A 16,048-nucleotide genomic window follows, 5' to 3' on the forward strand; every position below is an offset into this window, starting at 1 on the left:
ACATTGAAAAAGCCTACTTCACTCCATGAATTGGGCTATAGCGCAGCAAGAAAATTCCGACGCTGTTGTCGCAGCGCCGAAATTAACTCAAATCGAGGGCGGGGAGCTAGAGGACAGCGAAGGTGCCTTGTGCTTTTGCGACAAGTCTTTCGCCTTGATACACATCGGCTTCCACCACCAACGTGCGTCTGCCGGCGTGAATCACCCGGCTGGTGCACAGCACATCACCGTCTTCGACGGCGCGGATATAGTTGATCTTGCACTCGATGGTCGCGCTCTGCTGGTCAAACCCATGGGCGCTGGAACAGGCCAGCCCCATGGTGATGTCGACCAGGCTGAAAATCGCCCCGCCATGGAGCTTGCCCGCGCGGTTGCGCAACTGCGGCTCCAGTGTCAGGGCCACCTCGGCAACGCCCTCGTCCAGGCGTTGCAGGCGGCAGCCGATCAGTTCGCTGAACGCGCTCTGGGTCAAACCGGCCGGGATTTCCATCAGCGTTTCTTCAACTGCTTGGCGTTGGCAAACAGCGACGCCATCGCGTTGTTGCTTGGCGCGGCCGTGGCGGTGGGCTCTTTACGCGGCGCGTTACCCTGGGATTGGCGCGGGGCCGAGCCTGGGCGTGCACCACGGGCGCCGTCGATTTTCTCGCCTGGGGTGTCGCTCATGCGCATCGACAGACCCACGCGTTTGCGCGGGATATCGACTTCCATGACCTTGACCTTGACCACGTCACCGGCTTTTACCGCTTCGCGTGGATCCTTGATGAACTTCTCCGAAAGTGCAGAGATGTGCACCAAACCGTCCTGATGCACGCCGATATCCACAAAGGCGCCAAAGTTGGTCACGTTGGTGACCACGCCTTCGAGGATCATGCCCGGCTGCAGGTCCTTGAGGTCTTCAACACCGTCCTGGAACTCGGCGGTCTTGAACTCGGGACGCGGGTCGCGGCCAGGTTTTTCCAGCTCTTGCAGGATGTCGGTGATGGTCGGCACACCGAAGGTTTCGTCGGTGTACTTCTTCGGGTCCAGGCGCTTGAGGAACGCGGCGTCACCGATCAGCGAACGGATATCGCGGTCGGTCTCGGCGGCAATACGCTGCACCAGCGGGTAGGCTTCCGGGTGAACCGCAGACGAGTCCAGCGGGTTATCGCCGTTCATGACCCGTAGGAAGCCGGCGGCCTGTTCAAAGGTTTTTTCGCCCAGGCGTGCGACTTTCTTCAGCGCGGCGCGGGTTTTGAACGCACCGTTTTCGTCGCGGTGGGTGACGATGTTCTGCGCCAGGGTGGTGTTAAGCCCGGAAATACGCGCCAGCAGCGCGACTGAGGCGGTGTTTACATCCACACCCACCTTGTTCACGCAGTCTTCCACCACCGCATCCAGGCCGCGCGCCAGTTTCAGCTGCGACACGTCGTGCTGGTACTGGCCGACACCAATGGATTTAGGGTCGATCTTCACCAGCTCTGCCAGCGGGTCCTGCAGGCGGCGAGCAATGGAGACGGCGCCACGGATCGACACGTCGAGGTCCGGGAATTCCTTGGAAGCCAGTTCCGACGCCGAGTACACCGAAGCGCCGGCCTCGGAAACCATGACCTTGGTCATCTTCATGGCGGGGTATTTTTTGATCAGCTCGGCGGCCAGCTTGTCGGTTTCACGGCTGGCGGTGCCGTTGCCGATGGCAATCAGGTCCACGGCGTGCTTGGCGCACAGGGCGGCCAGAATGGCGAGGGTCTGGTCCCACTTGTTGTGCGGCACGTGCGGGTACACGGTGGCGTGGTCCAGCAGCTTGCCGGTGGAGTCGACCACCGCAACCTTGCAGCCGGTACGCAAGCCCGGGTCGAGGCCCAACGTGGCGCGCGGGCCGGCCGGTGCGGCCAGCAGCAGGTCGTGCAGGTTGTGGGCGAACACGTTGATCGCCTCGGTTTCGGCGCCGTCGCGCAGCTCGCCGAGCAGGTCGGTTTCCAGGTGGGTGTAGAGCTTGACCTTCCAGGTCCAGCGCACGACTTCACCGAGCCACTTGTCCGCAGGACGGTTCTGATTCTGGATGCCGAATTGTTGCCCGATCATGCCTTCGCACGGGTGCATGGTGCCCGGCAATTCGTCGCCGACTTTCAGCGCGGAGCTGAGAATACCTTCGTTGCGACCCCGGAAAATCGCCAGTGCCCGGTGCGACGGCATGCTCTTGAGCGGCTCGTCGTGCTCGAAATAATCGCGGAATTTGGCGCCTTCTTCCTCTTTGCCGGCGATAACGCGAGCACTGAGAATGGCTTCCTGCTTGAGGTAGGTGCGCAGTTTTTCCAGCAGGCCGGCGTTTTCAGCGAAACGCTCCATGAGGATGTACTTGGCACCTTCGAGGGCGGCCTTGACGTCGGCGACGCCTTTTTCGGCGTCGATAAAGCGCGCTGCTTCGGTTTCCGGGGCCAGCGACGGGTCGTTGAACAGGCCGTCGGCCAGCTCGCCCAAACCGGCTTCCAGGGCGATCTGGCCCTTGGTGCGGCGCTTCTGTTTGTACGGCAGGTAAAGGTCTTCGAGGCGGGTCTTGGTGTCGGCGAGCTTGATGTCGCGTTCCAGTTGCGGGGTCAACTTGCCCTGTTCCTCGATGCTGGCGAGGATGCTGATGCGCCGTTCGTCGAGTTCTCGCAGGTAGCGCAGGCGCTCTTCCAGGTGACGCAATTGGGTGTCGTCGAGGCTGCCGGTCACTTCTTTACGGTAACGGGCGATGAAAGGCACCGTGGAGCCTTCATCCAGTAGCGCGACGGCCGCTTCGACCTGTTGTGGGCGTACACCGAGTTCCTCGGCAATGCGGCTGTTGATGCTGTCCATAAAACCACCTGAAATTCTTGAAAGCAGCTCGCAGGCCCGGAAAACAAGGCGTTGCGAGGCTGGTTGAGCGGCGCCAGCGGCACCGCTGCCTGGGTCAAAAGGCTGCCTATTGACCCTCGAAATCGGGAAATTGCTGCCCCGCGCTGAAAAAACGGCTGAGGCTGCAAACAGTAAAGTCTGACAGTGCCCTGCGTGAAGGCGCCGCATTATAACCAGCGTTCTGCCCTTGGGGGGTACTGCGCCGGTGGTTGTAGGACGCGGGTTCGCTGGCGGTGGAGGAAAAATCTGCTAACAATGCACACGGTGCGTATAACGGCAGCTACGCCATAATGCGCGCCGAGATAAGAGGAGCATCTAATGAGCAGCACTGCACAAACTGCTGAAGGCGAAAAAATTCTCATCGTTGACGACGATCCGGGGCTGAGCAGCCTGCTGGAACGTTTTTTCAACTCCAAGGGCTACCGTGCCCGCGCGGTGCCGAACACCGAGCAGATGGACCGCCTGTTGGGGCGCGAAGTGTTCAACCTGGTCGTACTCGACCTGATGCTGCCCGGCGAAGACGGCCTTACCGCCTGCAAGCGCCTGCGCGGTGCGAACAACCAGATCCCCATCATCATGCTGACCGCCAAGGGCGATGAGCTGAGCCGCATCAAGGGCCTGGAACTGGGCGCTGATGACTACCTGGCCAAGCCGTTCAACCCTGACGAGTTGATGGCCCGGGTCAAGGCCGTATTGCGTCGCCAGGCACCGCCGGTACCGGGCGCGCCAGGCAGCGAAGACGAGAGCGTCACCTTTGGCGAATACGAGCTGTCACTGGCGACCCGCGAACTCAAGCGTGGCGAAGAAGTGCACATGCTGACCACCGGCGAGTTCGCCGTGCTCAAGGCATTGGTGATGAATGCTCGCCAGCCGTTGACCCGCGACAAGTTGATGAACCTGGCCCGTGGCCGCGAATGGGACGCCCTGGAGCGCTCCATCGACGTGCAGATCTCGCGTCTGCGCCGGATGATCGAGCCGGACCCGGCCAAGCCGCGGTACATCCAGACGGTGTGGGGCGTGGGTTATGTGTTTGTGCCGGATGGCACTGCAACCAAGTGACCGATGACTTGCAGGGGCGGGCATCCCGGCGTTTGACTCCATGAGGGTCGACGGGATGCCCGGCGTCTGCAATTCTGCGAGCGCCGCTCGTTCCTGCAAGGTGTTTAGCTGTCTCCTATGAAAACCCCGTTGTGGTTCCCGCAAAGTTTCTTCTCTCGCACCCTTTGGCTGGTGCTGATCGTCGTTCTGTTTTCCAAGGCGCTCACGCTGGTTTATCTATTGATGAACGAAGACGTGCTGGTAGACAGGCAGTACAGCCACGGTGTCGCCCTGACACTGCGTGCCTACTGGGCCGTTGACCCTGAAAACCGCGAAAAGGTAGCAAAGGCTTCGACGCTGATTCGAGTCGACGGCGCTGGTGTGCCCGAAGGTGAGCAGCATTGGCCTTACAGCGAGATTTATCAGCGTCAGATGCAGGCTGAGCTGGGAGAGGACACCGAGGTGCGCCTGCGCATGCATGTTTCACCTGCACTCTGGGTCAGGGCTCCGAGTCTGGGAGATGCCTGGATCAAGGTGCCCCTTTACCCCCATCCGCTGCGCGGGCAAAAAATCTGGAACGTGTTGGGCTGGTTCCTGGCCATCGGTTTACTTTCAACCGCTTCCGCGTGGATTTTCGTCCGACAGCTCAACCAACCGCTTAAACGCCTGGTGTTTGCCGCCCGCCAGCTCGGGCAGGGGCGCAGTGTGCGCCTGCCGATCAGCGATACGCCCAGTGAGATGACCGAGGTGTACGGTGCCTTCAACCAGATGGCGGAGGATGTCGAACAGGCCGGGCGCGAACGCGAGCTGATGCTGGCGGGCGTGTCCCATGACTTGCGCACGCCGCTCACGCGTTTGCGGCTGTCCCTGGAGTTGATGGGCAACCATAACGACCTGACCGATGACATGGTGCGCGACATCGAGGACATGGACGCGATTCTCGATCAATTCCTGGCGTTTATCCGCGATGGCCGTGATGAGGTGGTGGAGGAAGTCGACCTCACGGACCTGGTGCGTGAGGTGGTGGCGCCCTACAACCAGAATGGCGAACAGGTGCGCATGCGCCTGGAGCCGATCCAGCCGTTTGCATTGCGTCGGGTATCGATGAAGCGCCTGTTGAACAACCTGATCGGCAACGCCTTGCATCACGCGGGTTCAGATGTGGAAGTGGCCGCCTATGTGTCCGGCGACAGCACGGCGCCCTATGTGGTGTTGAGCGTGATGGACCGTGGTACGGGCATCGACCCGGCGGAGCTGGAAGGTATTTTCAACCCATTCACCCGTGGCGACCGTGCGCGGGGCGGCAAGGGTACGGGGCTGGGGCTGGCGATTGTGCGGCGAATTGCTTCGATGCATGGCGGCAATGTTGAGCTGCGCAACCGCGAAGAAGGCGGCCTGGAAGCACGGGTGCGCTTGCCGCTAGGCTTGATGCTGCCAAGGGATGCGGTCTAAAAAACAACAGCAACCCAATGTGGGAGCTGGCTTGCCTGCGATAACGGTGTATCAGTTAACAAATGGGTTGCTGACCCACCGCTATCGCAGCGATGCGGCGACCCGACAAGCCAGCTCCCACAGGTTTTTTCGGTGGGTGGAAGGCCGGGTTGTATCAACCCTTGCCTTTGGTCCGGGTCATATTCGGCCCACCATTCTTCTCCAGATGCTGAATGATGATCCCCGCCACATCCTTGCCGGTGGTGGTCTCGATCCCTTCCAGGCCCGGTGATGAATTCACCTCCATCACCAGCGGGCCGTGGTTGGAGCGCAGGATATCCACGCCCGCCACTGCCAGGCCCATCACTTTGGCGGCCCGCAGCGCGGTCATGCGCTCTTCCGGGGTGATCTTGATCAGGCTGGCACTGCCGCCACGGTGCAGGTTGGAGCGGAACTCCCCCGGCTTGGCCTGGCGCTTCATGGCTGCGATCACCTTGTCGCCGACCACGAAGCAGCGGATATCCGCACCGCCGGCTTCCTTGATGTATTCCTGCACCATGATGTTCTGCTTGAGGCCCATGAACGCCTCGATCACCGACTCGGCGGCAGTCGCCGTCTCACACAGCACCACGCCGATCCCTTGGGTACCTTCGAGCACCTTGATCACCAGCGGTGCGCCGTTGACCATCTCGATCAGGTCGGGGATGTCATCGGGGGAGTGGGCAAAGCCGGTCACCGGCAGGCCGATACCCCGGCGCGACAGCAATTGCAGGGAGCGCAGCTTGTCCCGCGAACGGGCAATGGCTACCGACTCATTGAGCGGGAACACGCCCATCATTTCAAACTGGCGCAACACCGCGCAGCCGTAGAACGTCACCGAAGCGCCGATCCGCGGGATCACCGCATCAAAGCCTTCCAGCGGTTTGCCCCGGTAGTGGATCTGCGGCTTGTGGCTGGCAATGTTCATATAGGCACGCAACGTGTCGATCACCACCATTTCATGGCCACGTTCGGTGCCGGCCTCGACCAGGCGGCGGGTGGAATACAGACGCGGGTTTCGCGACAGCACAGCAATCTTCATGCAGCACCTGGGGCAGAAATAGTAGAGACCGGGAACACCGGCTTGTCTTGAACGTACTTGACGCCTGGGTTGACCACCAACTGGCCGTCAATCAGCGCCTTGGAGCCCAGCAACAGGCGGTAACGCATGGCCTTGCGACAGGCCAGGGTGAATTCCACCCGCCATACTCGGTCACCCAGTGCCAGGGTGGTGCTGATTACATACCGCACCTGCGCATGGCCGTTGGAGCTCTTGATAGTTTTCATCGTCACCAGGGGCGCTTCGCAGCGACGATGACGCAGTTGCACCACGCTGCCCAGGTGCGCGGTAAAGCGCACCCACTTCTCACCGTCGCGCTCAAAGGGCTCGATATCGGTGGCATGCAGGCTCGAGGTGCTGGCACCGGTGTCGATCTTCGCGCGCAGGCCAGCCACTCCCAGGTCGGGAAGGGCCACCCACTCGCGCAGACCCACAACGGTCAAATGGTCAAATGTCTTCAATATGGGTAACCGGTCAGTTCGCCCAGGCCTGAGGGGAAACCTCGGCCAGGGCTTTGAATGCAGGCCTGGCGAACCAGTAGCCCTGCATCAGAAATATTCCGCAGTCGGACAGAAAGTCGCGCTCGCCGGCACTTTCGATACCTTCGGCAATGACAGTAACGCCCAACTGCTCACAGATTGTGACAATCCCCTGGACAATAACCTGCCGGACACGATCCTGGTCTACATCGCGAATCAGCGCCATGTCGAGTTTGATCAAGTCGGGTTGGAAATCGGCCAGCAGGTTCAGCCCCGAATAGCCGGCGCCGAAGTCATCGATGGCGGTCTTGAAGCCGAATTCGCGGTATTCACGCAGAATATTGGTCAAATGGCGATAGTTATCTACATGCTCGTTTTCAAGGGTTTCGAAAATCAACCGATCCAGCGGGAAATTATGCGCACGGGCCGCCTCCAGCGTGCTGCGAATGCACAGCTCCGGCCGGTACACGGCATTGGGCATGAAGTTGATCGAAAGATAGCTTTGCATTCCCAGCGCGGCGGCCCCCGCAATCGCCTGAGTACGGCAGCGTTGGTCAAAGCGATAACGGTTGCTGTCGTTGACCTGGTCCAGCACCGACAACGCCCCTTCACCGTGAATACCGCGCACCAATGCTTCGTGGGCAAAAATCGACCGGTCGCGAAGGTCTACGATAGGCTGGTAGGCGAAGGAAAAATCGAAACCCAAGTCTTCGCTTTGCTGGCAACCTACGCAACGCTGGTTGGGCGAGGTGAGTGAGGTGGGAAAGTCGGTCACAGCGTATCCTCGCGAAAACAGGGGGTGTCTGGCGTATCTTAGGTGAGGCTTGGGATTTATGCGTTGAAGGGGTTCAACGGTAAAGTTGCGACATTTTTCAGAGCGAGGAATTCAAGTGGCTCAAAAGCAGGAAGAGGAAGAAAAGGTCCGTTTGGACAAGTGGTTGTGGGCGGCGCGTTTTTATAAAACCCGTGCCCTGGCCAAGGCGGCCATCGAGAGCGGCAAGGTGCACCATCGCGGCGAGCGCTGCAAGCCGGGCAAGGAACCGCGCGTCGGAGACGAGCTGCAGATTCGTACAGGTTTTGACGAAAAGACTGTGGTGGTGCAGGCACTGTCTGTCGTGCGTCGTGGCGCGCCTGAGGCGCAGGCGCTGTATGCCGAAACCGAAGCCAGCATCGCAAAACGCGAAAATGCGGCGGCTATGCGTAAGGCTGGCGCAACCGGCATGACCACCGACGGCAAGCCGAGCAAGAAGCAGCGTCGCGATTTGTTCAAGTTTCGCGGCAGCGGCAATGATGATTGACACGGCTCTCCCTTCAAAAGGAGATCAACAATGTGGGAGCTGGCTTGCCTGCGATAGCGGTGGGTCAGTGACTGAGAGGGTGGCTGACCCCCCGCTATCGCAGGCAAGCCAGCTCCCACATTAGGGCTGCGGTGTTACGCGGCTATGCGCATGACACTCAACCGCCCGATGACTGGCAGCTTCCCGAGCAACCCGAAAACCGGCGCCGTCACCCGTATCAGCAACCCCGACACTTTCGCCGCAAACGGCGTGTAATACCCCCACCCCAACGCCAGCAACGCCAGCAGCACTCCGCCGATGTAGTCGTCCTGGCCCCAATGTGCGCCCGCCACCAGCCGCGGCATCATGAACAACAATGCCAAGCCCCAGATCACCACTACTTGGGTGAAACGCTGGGCAAACACCGTCATGAACATGCCCCAGATCAGCAGAACCGACGCATGATCGCCCGGGAAGCTCTGGCTGGAACGATCCTTCAACTCCCAGGTTTTCTCCAGGCCCGGGAAATAATCGCTCATATGAATCGCGCCGCTGATCACCATCGACGGGCTGTTGTGCTGCCAGCCCATTTGCGCCGTGAGCTTGGAAAACAGCATACGGATAAATAGCAACAGCAGCAGAATGCTGAGGAAACCGAAGAATGCCTGTCGCACCTGAATGGCCTTGAACACCCAGTCGCCGCGAATCAGCAGTGCCAGCAAAATCACCCCAACCACGGCATCAAACGGTCGCAAACTGGCCACCGCCCACACATGCAACCATATCGAATTGCTTGCCAATGGGTCATTAAGCAGATGAAACAGCCATTCGTCGAAAACCACACACAGCATCTGTCCCGTGGGCCACAGCCAAAAACACAGCAGCCCGATAGCGACTAGATTGCAAAAGGCCCACCCCCGGAGGTTCCACCTGGCTTGGAACAAACCCGGATTGTTCATAAACTGTCCCTCTTCGCTCTGTAAAAACGCACCAAAAAGGTGCCAAAGCGTTTAATTCTATAAACCTTGTAACCAATTTGTCATCAATTCAGATACCCAGACCTATGACTGATCTACCGGATACCGACTTCACCCAACGCTTCATCTTCGATGAGAACGACGCCCGCGGCGAACTGGTCTCGCTGGAGCGCAGCTATGCCGAAGTCCTTGCCAAGCACCCCTATCCGGAGCCGGTTGCGCAGCTGCTCGGTGAGCTGATGGCGGCGGCCTCGCTGCTGGTAGGCACCATGAAGTTCGATGGTTTGCTGATCTTGCAGGCCCGTTCCGAAGGCCCGGTGCCGATGTTGATGATCGAGTGCTCCAGCGAGCGCGAAATCCGTGGCCTGGCCCGTTACGAAGCGGACCAGATCGCCCCGGACGCGACCTTGTCAGACCTGATGGCCAATGGCGTGCTGGCGATCACCGTCGACCCGACCGAAGGCCAGCGTTACCAGGGCATCGTCGACCTCGACGGCGAAACCCTATCGGACTGCTTTACCAACTATTTCGTGATGTCCCAGCAGGTCGGCACCAAATTCTGGCTCAACGCTGACGGCAAGCGCGCCCGTGGCCTGCTGCTTCAGCAATTGCCGGCTGACCGCATCAAGGACGACGATGAGCGCACCGACAGCTGGCGAAAACTGACCGCCCTGGCCGGCACCCTGACGGCTGAAGAACTGCTGGGCCTGGATAACGAAACCATCCTGCATCGCCTTTACCACGAAGAAGCCGTGCGCCTGTTCGACGCCCAGGGCCTGCGCTTCCGTTGCAGTTGTTCACGTGAGCGCTCGGCCAACGCCTTGGTTAGCCTGGGCCTTGAAGATGCGCAGCAATTGGTGGTGGAACATGGCGGCAATATCGAGATCGACTGCCAATTCTGCAACCAGCGCTACCTGTTCGATGCGGCCGATGTAGCCCAATTATTCGCCGGCGCAGGCATCGACACCCCCTCCGACACCCGCCACTAAAACGTTTAAGCACAGGTAAATCACCTGACAAACGCCGGATTAGCGCAGTTCTGACGGGAGGACCCTACTCTTTTTGGGCTTTTCTGGCATAATCCGGCCCACTTTTTTCGCGGTAGTAGTGCGCAACTTTCTACTACAAAACGTTTGGAGCACTCGGCCATAGGCCGACGGGGAACCTCATGACGCAAGCCAATAACGCCGTATACACCGATCTGAGTGTTGACGATCTGGTCAAAGAAGCCCTGCAGCGCGGTGAAGGCGTGCTTGCCGATACTGGCGCGCTGGTCGTAGAAACCGGTCACCGCACCGGTCGTTCGCCGGTTGACCGTTTCATCGTTGAAGAGCCTTCCACCCAGGACGCAATTGCCTGGGGCCCGATCAACCGCAAGTTCCCGGCCGACAAGTTCGATGCCCTGTGGGCTCGCGTCGAGGCATTCAACAACGCGCAAGAGCATTTCGTTTCCCATGTTCACGTAGGGGCTGCAGAAGACCACTACCTGGCCGTGAAAATGACCACCCAGACTGCCTGGCAGAACCTGTTCGGTCGTTGCCTGTTCATCAACCCGGCCCAGTACAACCCAGCCGGCCGTGATGAGTGGCAAGTGCTTAACGTCGCCAACTTCGAATGCGTGCCAGAGCGTGACGGCACCAACTCCGATGGTTGCGTGATCCTCAATTTCGCACAGAAAAAAGTGCTGATCGCCGGCATGCGTTACGCCGGTGAAATGAAAAAAGCCATGTTCTCGGTGCAGAACTTCCTGCTGCCGGCCGCCGACGTGCTGCCAATGCACTGCGCCGCCAACATCGGCGAAGCCGGCGACGTGACTCTGTTCTTCGGTCTGTCGGGCACCGGTAAAACCACCCTGTCGGCTGACGAAAGCCGTTACCTGATCGGTGACGATGAACACGGCTGGGGCGAAGGCGTGGTGTTCAACATCGAAGGCGGTTGCTATGCCAAGTGCATCGACCTCTCCGAGAAGAACGAGCCGGTAATCTGGAAAGCCATCAAGCACGGCACCGTGCTTGAAAACGTGGTGATCGACGATGCCAAGCACGCCGACTACACCAACGTCAGCCTGACCCAGAACAGCCGCGCCGCCTACCCGCTGGAGCACGTTGCCAAGCGTTCCGAGAAGAACCTGGGCGGCGAGCCAAACGCTGTGATCTTCCTGACCTGTGACCTGACCGGCGTACTGCCGCCCGTCTCGATCCTCAGCGAAGAACAAGCGGCCTACCACTTCCTGTCCGGCTACACCGCTTTGGTGGGCTCGACCGAAATGGGTTCGGGCAGCGGCATCAAGTCGACCTTCTCCACCTGCTTCGGCGCGCCGTTCTTCCCACGCCCAGCCGGTGAATACGCAGAACTGCTGATCAAGCGTGTGCGCGGCTTCGGCTCCAAGGTCTACCTGGTCAACACCGGCTGGACCGGCGGCGGCTACGGTGTCGGCAAGCGCTTCAACATCCCGACCACTCGCGGCGTGATCGCAGCGATCCAGAGCGGCGCGTTGATCGGTGCACAAACCGAACACCTCGACACCATCAACCTCGACGTGCCTTTGGCCGTACCGGGCGTTGATACCGGCCTGTTGAACCCGCGTAACACCTGGGCTGACAAGGCTGCCTACGACGAAGCGGCGAAAGCGCTGGCGGGTCTGTTCATCGAGAACTTCAAGAAGTTTGAAGTGAGCGATGCGATCAAGGCGGCCGGGCCTAAGTTGTAAGGTTCGGTTGTTGTGAAAAAGCCGCCCTCCGGGGCGGCTTTTTTTGCCTAGGCTTACGGCATGTTCCTATAGTGTGAAAAATCAAAGAGAAATACGTTGTTTTCGATTGATTCAAGCTTTTCGGTTATTGCTCCTGCCCATCGTGTGCTCGACAAGGCCATTGCAAGTAGTGCAACTATCACGAGCCCGTATACCAGTGAAGCCTGTCGTCGAGTTTTGTTGTAGGCCTTAACGGCATCGCGGAATGGTCGCTCTGATAGCTCTTTGAATTCTGTAATTGGAATGGACTGATTAACTTTTCTGCTCCAAAAAAAGCGAGATTTTGTAAGTGATATTATGTACATTTTATTAGTGCTGGTCGTAATGCAAAGGCTTGCTGCTAACCAGCAGGCGGTAAATAAAAGTAAAAATAATATCTCAGCCTTGAAATCATCTTTGTTTTTTAAAGCCAAAAATTTCACGCTGATAGTACCGAACGCGATGGCTATATCCCTAAATAAAGTTGATGACAGTGCATGGGTGCGGTCAATAATTTTTGCTGATTCTTCAGCAATTGATTTTCGTATTTCGGCGATTAATTTCAGGGTTTCGGAAGATTTGCTATGTAGGTATGCTTTGTAATCATTTTTCGAGTTTTCGAGAATTTTTGTGAGGCTGCGCTCCAAGAGTTCTGGCCAAGAGTCTTCTCTTCTCAGTTGCTCATTTGCGATTCGCGACGAGATCAAACTATGTCTTATTTCGACCTCTCGGTCCAATTCCAAAATCCATGAGGCAGCCTCTAGTATTTTTATATGTTGGGGAGCTAGTGATTTTTCTCTTTGGTTAAAACTAATTTCTAATGTTTGAACTCCTTTGAAGACTAGATTAAGACTATCCTCTGTATTCCATATTTCGGAGCAGAATAAAAGTGTGCTTTTCTCTAGCGCTATTTCCAGCCAGAGTGTAAAGATGTTGCTTTCTTCTGATGGCGTTTGATTCGTTATCCAAAATTCAAGATTTTTTACAAGTTCTCCTCCGCTTGAATCTTTAATAAATTTCCTTGGGTCAATTGGAGGTTGATAGGATTCGACGGTATCATACATCCCGTTAAAGGTCTTGAATTTGCATCTGCGAGATGAAAATTCGGAAAAGTTAGAATTTACATATATGCGGTTTCGATTGTGAATTTCTTTTTCTTTTAGACCGTTAGAAAAACCTTGCTCTGAAAAAAACACATAAAAGTCGGAACGGTTCAACTTGGATATTTTGAGAGATACAGTTTTGTTTAATATTGCCTTATTGTTGTCCGGGAGCTGGTATCGGTCCCCATCATGAAGTCTGATCTCTAAGGAGAAATTTTCTTTTTGAGTTTCTGAAAATTTGTTCAGAGTATCTAGGTTATTCATGCTGTTAATCGTGAGCTCGTACATCGCACTGTCTAGGTTTTCGCTCACGTACGTTGCCGTAGATAAAACTGATTTAAATTTTTCCATGAAATTCATCTTCAATGACGTATTTCAACGTGGAGACTTTGAATGTTTTTGTTCCGTTTGTTTCATCGAACTCAATCTGTTTTGAGTCTTCATGTGCTTGCGTGTAGATAACTTGAATACCTTCGTATGTAACCTTGGTTTTACGGGAAGGCTTAGGGAAGTGGCCTTTTGGAATTTTAATAATCTCATTTTGTATTTTTTGTTTTTTTAGTTCTTTCTCAAATGTAAGTTGTAGTTGTTCGTTTAGGTGCAAATCTCCAAATAATGCATTCAGAAGGATATTGGGGGTTGTCGGGTTAAATATCTCAATGGATGAAATAGCTCCTTTTGCCATCGTGGATAGCTGGCTGGTTATCTCTTGAGATAAAATATCTTTATGTGTTTTTGCTGTTGCTTTTAATGCTTCAAGGAGGCGTTCGGTTAGTACTTCGTGTGTGAACTTTCTAGTGATATCAAGAAAATCTTTAAATTTTTCAGTGATGTCTCCATTTTTTCCACTTCGATCAATGCAAATAAGTTGGTCGGTGTCATTTTTTATTTTTATTACCGCAGACTTTTGAAGTGCTTTTTTGTCTTGTACAAAAGTATTTAGGATGTGGTTTAGTATCGGGTTTATTTTTCCGTCTTTTGTCGTTGTGGTTTTATAAGATATTACTTTTGTATCGTCATATTTTATTATTGCTGCATAGGTATCCGTTCCGCTTTTGATTTGCAAAAGCATCAACACGCCCGGGATTAGGCGTTTGTCGCGCTCATACAATTTTTGGAAGCGTTCGGCTAATATTTGAGAACAATCTATAAAGGCATGTGGGCTTACTAAGGATTGATTTATCTGGTCCTTTACACCTGATGCCGGATTAAAATTGTAGTGAGTGCCTTTTGATGTTTCAATTAGGCGTGCTACAAAAAAGTCTGAGTGAGTACTAGGATCTTCAACTTCAGTTAGAATAGTAGGCGTATTTAGGTCTGGCCCTACAATGTGAAAGATGATTCTCTCAATGACTGAATTTTTGCTGATTACTATTTCGTCAGTTAAGTTTTCGGCCGAAGTCATAGTATTTCCCTTATAGTTATATTATGTATGGTGGCAGCATTAATTTTTTACATCTGTCAGGAAGCCTAGCTTTTATAATGCCATTTTGCCACTGTTGTGTCGAAATCATCCTATGAAAGGATGAATGAAGAATCAATAGTTCGCATCGGAAGCGTTCCTCAAAAGCTGTAGGTTGGCTCTTGGAAAGTCACGTTCAGTTGTAAGAAAAGTCTGGCTTTTATAAACGTTAACCGACTAGAGGTGCAAAATTATGGCTCCTACCAATACCAGCGCAACTCCCAGAACCTGCACCGCCGACAACCGCTCCTTGAAAAACACAAACCCCAGAATCGCCGCAATCCCACCGGACAATGTACTGATCACCGTTACCACCGAAACCGAGCCCGCCATCGCGCCCCAGGAAAACGCCGAGAACCCGCCGAGGTTCATCAGGCTCGCACCGGTCAAGGTTGCGCAGTTTTTCAACGGCGGGATCTTCAGGCCGTCCTTGATCTTCAGCACCATCACCACCAGCACGCACAGGCCCACCAGGTAACCCAGCCACAACATGGTGATCGGCCCCAACGCCGGCAGCGTGTAGCGGCCTTGCAACCAGAAGCTGGTGCCGTACAGCAAGGCAGCGAGCATGGCGTAGGCGATGGACTGACGCGGGTTGTTGTGGGGCGTGCCGTTGTCCTTGTGGATGCTGGACAGGATCACGCCGATTACGCAGAGGCCGATGCAACCGAGTTGGATTAAGTTGATGTGTTCGCCGCTGGCCCAGGACAGCAGGGTGGTGACTACGCCGTAAGAGGTCACCAAAGGCGCAACGATGGCGGCTTTGCCCAGTGCGAAGGCCTTGGACAGTGCCAGCGCGCCGGAGACGGTGAGCAGGGCGGCGGTGATGCCCAGGAGCCAGACGCTCAACGGGGCATTCAGGGATTTGAACAGGAAAGCCGGGAAGATCACCAGCAACAGCGTCATGATCAAAAAGCCAAGGGCTTGGCCGAAATACACCGCGCGTTTAACGCCCACGGCTCGGGCGTTGAGGCCCACGAGAAAGTCCGTGCCGCCCCAGAGGAGGGCGGCCAGCAGGCCCATTATTACGTCCATGTAAGGTCCTTGTTATTGGGTCAAATCGCCAGACTAACGCATAACCCCTGTGGGAGCGGGCTTGCTCGCGAATGCGGTAGATCAATGAGAAATACTCTACCTGACACACCGCTTTCGCGAGCAAGCCCGCTCCCACATTTGATACTCGGTGATCTTGGGATCAGCTCAGGTTTTCCAGGGTTTGCGTGTCCCAGCTATGGGTCTTGATCGCCAGATAGAGCATGCCGATGGTCAATGGCACCTTGTCGCCGCGCCCTTTGGCGCGGCGCTTGAGGAACACATCGAACACCGGCGGTTTGAAATAACGATAAGCATCGTAGTCGCCCAGGTCGAGGGCAAACTCTTGTTCCAGCGCGTCCATCAACTGCTTGGCCTCGCTGCCATCGCAGCTCAGGTCGAAATTGAGCGAAGTTTCCAGGCGAAGGGTCTTGTGCTTTGGCAGGCCGATTTCTTCGTGCAGCAATTGCAGGAGTTGCTGCATCACGGGGTCTTCGGGGAAGTTGGGGGCCAGGTTCATGGTGGGGGCACGCAGAAGTGGGTGGGGAGGAGGGTTGCGTTGGCGG

General features: G+C 56.1%; 15 protein-coding genes. 5 read left to right on the plus strand and 10 right to left on the minus strand.

The genetic code is table 11. The features are described 5' to 3' along the window. Nucleotides 1-106: 106 nt before the first annotated feature. Nucleotides 107-490 carry a PaaI family thioesterase gene (locus tag HU759_RS02255; RefSeq protein WP_017135364.1) on the minus strand — a complete coding sequence of 128 codons (384 nt, stop codon included), beginning with the start codon at nucleotides 488-490 and terminating at the stop codon, nucleotides 107-109. Beyond that, a complete protein-coding gene (locus HU759_RS02260; protein ID WP_056858188.1) occupies nucleotides 490-2,817 on the minus strand; it encodes a Tex family protein in 2,328 nt (775 codons plus the stop codon). The genes HU759_RS02255 and HU759_RS02260 overlap by 1 nt, the downstream gene beginning before the upstream one ends. 357 nt (nucleotides 2,818-3,174) lie before the next feature. On the opposite strand from HU759_RS02260, the gene ompR reads away from it, so the two are divergent. Beyond that, nucleotides 3,175-3,915, plus strand: a complete 741-nt coding sequence (ompR, locus tag HU759_RS02265; RefSeq protein WP_017135366.1) for a two-component system response regulator OmpR — start codon at nucleotides 3,175-3,177, stop codon at nucleotides 3,913-3,915. A 117-nt stretch (nucleotides 3,916-4,032) separates the two neighbouring features. Further along, the gene (locus HU759_RS02270) at nucleotides 4,033-5,346 is read left to right on the plus strand and encodes an ATP-binding protein (RefSeq protein ID WP_017135367.1); all 1,314 of its coding nucleotides are present in this window, start codon (nucleotides 4,033-4,035) and stop codon (nucleotides 5,344-5,346) included. 154 nt (nucleotides 5,347-5,500) lie between these two features. Here HU759_RS02270 and rimK read toward each other — a convergent pair whose 3' ends face one another. Genes rimK through HU759_RS02285 form a run of 3 tightly spaced genes read right to left on the minus strand, consistent with a single transcriptional unit; the run spans nucleotide 5,501 to nucleotide 7,678 of the window. Next, nucleotides 5,501-6,406 carry a 30S ribosomal protein S6--L-glutamate ligase gene (gene rimK, locus HU759_RS02275; RefSeq protein ID WP_003171022.1) on the minus strand — a complete coding sequence of 302 codons (906 nt, stop codon included), beginning with the start codon at nucleotides 6,404-6,406 and terminating at the stop codon, nucleotides 5,501-5,503. Further along, the gene (locus HU759_RS02280; RefSeq protein WP_169986753.1) at nucleotides 6,403-6,867 is read right to left on the minus strand and encodes an ATP-dependent zinc protease; all 465 of its coding nucleotides are present in this window, start codon (nucleotides 6,865-6,867) and stop codon (nucleotides 6,403-6,405) included. Before HU759_RS02280 ends, rimK begins: the two co-directional genes overlap by 4 nt. 31 nt (nucleotides 6,868-6,898) lie before the next feature. After that, entirely contained in the window at nucleotides 6,899-7,678 is a 780-nt protein-coding gene (locus HU759_RS02285; protein ID WP_099549518.1) for an EAL domain-containing protein, read from the minus strand. Nucleotides 7,679-7,793: 115 nt separating this feature from the next. On the opposite strand from HU759_RS02285, the gene HU759_RS02290 reads away from it, so the two are divergent. Beyond that, a complete protein-coding gene (locus HU759_RS02290; RefSeq protein WP_017135369.1) occupies nucleotides 7,794-8,201 on the plus strand; it encodes a S4 domain-containing protein in 408 nt (135 codons plus the stop codon). 134 nt (nucleotides 8,202-8,335) lie between these two features. Here the strand turns inward: HU759_RS02290 and HU759_RS02295 are convergent, their stop codons facing one another. Beyond that, nucleotides 8,336-9,139: a phosphatase PAP2 family protein gene (locus HU759_RS02295; protein ID WP_186617895.1), complete on the minus strand. Its 804-nt coding sequence runs from the start codon at nucleotides 9,137-9,139 to the stop codon at nucleotides 8,336-8,338. A gap of 104 nt (nucleotides 9,140-9,243) precedes the next feature. On the opposite strand from HU759_RS02295, the gene hslO reads away from it, so the two are divergent. Beyond that, a complete protein-coding gene (gene hslO / locus HU759_RS02300) occupies nucleotides 9,244-10,146 on the plus strand; it encodes an Hsp33 family molecular chaperone HslO (RefSeq protein ID WP_017135371.1) in 903 nt (300 codons plus the stop codon). A 179-nt stretch (nucleotides 10,147-10,325) separates the two neighbouring features. Further along, nucleotides 10,326-11,867 (plus strand): phosphoenolpyruvate carboxykinase, encoded by a 1,542-nt coding sequence (locus HU759_RS02305; RefSeq protein WP_017135372.1) that lies wholly within the window; start codon nucleotides 10,326-10,328, stop codon nucleotides 11,865-11,867. Nucleotides 11,868-11,920: 53 nt separating this feature from the next. Here HU759_RS02305 and HU759_RS02310 read toward each other — a convergent pair whose 3' ends face one another. The 4 genes from HU759_RS02310 to HU759_RS02325 all read right to left on the minus strand — a co-directional run bounded on the left by HU759_RS02310 (nucleotide 11,921) and on the right by HU759_RS02325 (nucleotide 16,002). After that, nucleotides 11,921-13,339 (minus strand): hypothetical protein, encoded by a 1,419-nt coding sequence (locus HU759_RS02310; protein WP_217858138.1) that lies wholly within the window; start codon nucleotides 13,337-13,339, stop codon nucleotides 11,921-11,923. Further along, nucleotides 13,326-14,393 (minus strand): nucleoid-associated protein, encoded by a 1,068-nt coding sequence (locus HU759_RS02315; RefSeq protein ID WP_217858141.1) that lies wholly within the window; start codon nucleotides 14,391-14,393, stop codon nucleotides 13,326-13,328. Before HU759_RS02315 ends, HU759_RS02310 begins: the two co-directional genes overlap by 14 nt. 234 nt (nucleotides 14,394-14,627) lie before the next feature. Further along, complete coding sequence (locus tag HU759_RS02320) at nucleotides 14,628-15,485, minus strand: DMT family transporter (RefSeq protein WP_225933020.1); 858 nt, start codon at nucleotides 15,483-15,485, stop codon at nucleotides 14,628-14,630. Nucleotides 15,486-15,645: 160 nt separating this feature from the next. After that, on the minus strand, nucleotides 15,646-16,002 hold the full coding sequence (locus HU759_RS02325; protein WP_056858194.1) for a DUF1493 family protein: 357 nt from the start codon (nucleotides 16,000-16,002) through the stop codon (nucleotides 15,646-15,648). Nucleotides 16,003-16,048 lie beyond the last annotated feature (46 nt).

Source organism: Pseudomonas sp. OE 28.3 (assembly GCF_014268205.2).
In the GTDB taxonomy this organism is placed as follows: Bacteria; Pseudomonadota; Gammaproteobacteria; order Pseudomonadales; family Pseudomonadaceae; genus Aquipseudomonas; species Aquipseudomonas edaphica.

What these genes read in the sequence shown, in the direction of transcription:
- HU759_RS02255 (WP_017135364.1), bottom strand. Translation starts at nt 490, where the DNA reads ATGGAAATCCCGGCCGGTTTGACCCAGAGCGCGTTCAGCGAACTGATC.
- HU759_RS02260 (WP_056858188.1), bottom strand. Translation starts at nt 2,817, where the DNA reads ATGGACAGCATCAACAGCCGCATTGCCGAGGAACTCGGTGTACGCCCA.
- ompR (WP_017135366.1), top strand. Translation starts at nt 3,175, where the DNA reads ATGAGCAGCACTGCACAAACTGCTGAAGGCGAAAAAATTCTCATCGTT.
- HU759_RS02270 (WP_017135367.1), top strand. Translation starts at nt 4,033, where the DNA reads ATGAAAACCCCGTTGTGGTTCCCGCAAAGTTTCTTCTCTCGCACCCTT.
- rimK (WP_003171022.1), bottom strand. Translation starts at nt 6,406, where the DNA reads ATGAAGATTGCTGTGCTGTCGCGAAACCCGCGTCTGTATTCCACCCGC.
- HU759_RS02295 (WP_186617895.1), bottom strand. Translation starts at nt 9,139, where the DNA reads ATGAACAATCCGGGTTTGTTCCAAGCCAGGTGGAACCTCCGGGGGTGG.
- hslO (WP_017135371.1), top strand. Translation starts at nt 9,244, where the DNA reads ATGACTGATCTACCGGATACCGACTTCACCCAACGCTTCATCTTCGAT.
- HU759_RS02305 (WP_017135372.1), top strand. Translation starts at nt 10,326, where the DNA reads ATGACGCAAGCCAATAACGCCGTATACACCGATCTGAGTGTTGACGAT.
- HU759_RS02310 (WP_217858138.1), bottom strand. Translation starts at nt 13,339, where the DNA reads ATGGAAAAATTTAAATCAGTTTTATCTACGGCAACGTACGTGAGCGAA.
- HU759_RS02315 (WP_217858141.1), bottom strand. Translation starts at nt 14,393, where the DNA reads ATGACTTCGGCCGAAAACTTAACTGACGAAATAGTAATCAGCAAAAAT.
- HU759_RS02320 (WP_225933020.1), bottom strand. Translation starts at nt 15,485, where the DNA reads ATGGACGTAATAATGGGCCTGCTGGCCGCCCTCCTCTGGGGCGGCACG.
- HU759_RS02325 (WP_056858194.1), bottom strand. Translation starts at nt 16,002, where the DNA reads ATGAACCTGGCCCCCAACTTCCCCGAAGACCCCGTGATGCAGCAACTC.